We start from the raw sequence: 1596 nt of genomic DNA, 5'->3' as shown, positions 1-1596 counted from the left end.
GGCCAGGGACTGACCCGGAACGCGGCCGGCCCAAGGGCGTTTGCCACGGCGCTTAGGTGAGTCGTTGCCTATTTGACGTCTGAGGGGTGCTTCGCGAGCGGCACCACCGAGATCTCCATGTAGGGGAACAACGGCAGGTTCTGCAGGATCTCGTGCAGTTCGTCGTTCGAATCGACGTCGAAGATCGAGTAGTTGGCGTATTCGCCCACCACCCGCCAGATTTCCGGCCACTTGCCGGAGCGCTGCAATTGCTGCGAATAGGCCTTCTCCGTGGCCTTGATCTGCGCAGCCTCGTTGGCGGGCAGGTCGGCGGGCAGGCTGACGTCCATATGGACCAGATACCTCATGAGTGTCCTTTCGGTAAGGGAGGTGTTATTGGTCTGAGCGGTATCGCGAGAGCTTGTCTTCGTCTACAGCGGTACCCACGCCGGGGCCCTCAGGAACGAGGATGCGTCCGCCGGTGATGGCCAACGGCTCAGCCAGCAGATCGTCGGCCATGTCGAGGTAGTTGGAAAGCTCCGCTGCGCGTTTGGCCGTGTGGGCGAAGGCTGCGCCGAAGGTCACCGAGGCGGCGGTGCCGACCTGGGTGTCGATCTGGTTGCCAATGTAGACGTCAATGCCCATGCCCTCGGCCATCCCGACGATTTTGGCCGCCTCCGTGAAGCCGGACCGGGCTGTCTTGACCGCCAGCAGGTTCGCGCCGCCGGTGAGGATCTCCCGCGCGGCTTCGCCGAGGTTGGCGGCAGATTCGTCTGCTGCGATGGGGATGGGGGAGTTGGCCACCAGGCGGCGGCGGCCCAGGACCTCGCGGGCGTCGTCGGGCTCCTCAAGAAACTGCAGGCCCAAATCCGCCGTACGGCGAAGCACCTCGGCCGCCTCATTGGCCGACCAGCCGCGGTTGGCGTCCATGTAGAGCTCGGCATCCTCGCCCAGGCCCTCCCGCAGTACCCGTGCGGCGTCGACGTCGAGGTGCAGGGGACGGCGGCCGGTCTTAAGTTTGAACGTGTTGATGCCGTACGTCTCGCGGAATTCCAGAGCCAATGCCAGCAATTCCTGGGCGGGCTTGAAGCCGAGCATGTGGGAGACGCGCAGCGAGTCCGTGTACCCGCCCAGGAGTTTCGTCACCGGCTGACCGAGGGTCTTGCCGATGGCGTCCCAGAGGGCGATGTCCACTGCCCCCTTGGCGGTCTGGTTGTGCACTGTCCGGTACAGGATTGCCTGGACCTTCTCGCGGTCTAAAATGTCGACGCCGATCAGCTGCGGAGCGAAGATGCCCTCCACCACCGCGACGATCGACTTCTGCGTCTCGCCGTAGGTGTAGGGGCGCGGCGGGGTGTCAGCGGTGCCCACCACGCCGTCATCCGTGCGAAGCCTGATGAGCACGTGGTCTGCCTCATGCACGGAACCGGAAGCAAAGTGCAGTGGATGAAGGTACGGGATCGAGTAGGGAATCGCTTCGATGGCTGCGATTTTCATGCGTTGGTAAGCCTTTCGTCGGTGGCAAACGGTGCCGGGCCGGACAACGGGGCAGGTGCCGTCGCTCCCGCGGTCGCGGTCACCACGACGTCCAGAAAGTTGTGCAGCAGCGCAGAGTGA

The 1596-nt window shown here is 64.3% G+C and carries 2 protein-coding genes; both read right to left on the bottom strand.

The genetic code is table 11. The features are described 5' to 3' along the window. Positions 1-68: 68 nt before the first annotated feature. Entirely contained in the window at positions 69-347 is a 279-nt protein-coding gene (gene catC / locus AB4Y86_RS18610; protein WP_441403618.1) for a muconolactone Delta-isomerase, read from the bottom strand. Between the two features lie 25 nt (positions 348-372). Beyond that, positions 373-1476, bottom strand: a complete 1104-nt coding sequence (locus tag AB4Y86_RS18605) for a mandelate racemase/muconate lactonizing enzyme family protein (RefSeq protein ID WP_441403617.1) — start codon at positions 1474-1476, stop codon at positions 373-375. Between the last annotated feature and the right edge of the window lie 120 nt (positions 1477-1596).

The organism is Arthrobacter sp. 2YAF22_2 (assembly GCF_052114645.1).
In the GTDB taxonomy this organism is placed as follows: domain Bacteria; phylum Actinomycetota; class Actinomycetes; order Actinomycetales; family Micrococcaceae; genus Arthrobacter.
This window is presented reverse-complemented; position numbering and strand designations above follow the sequence as displayed.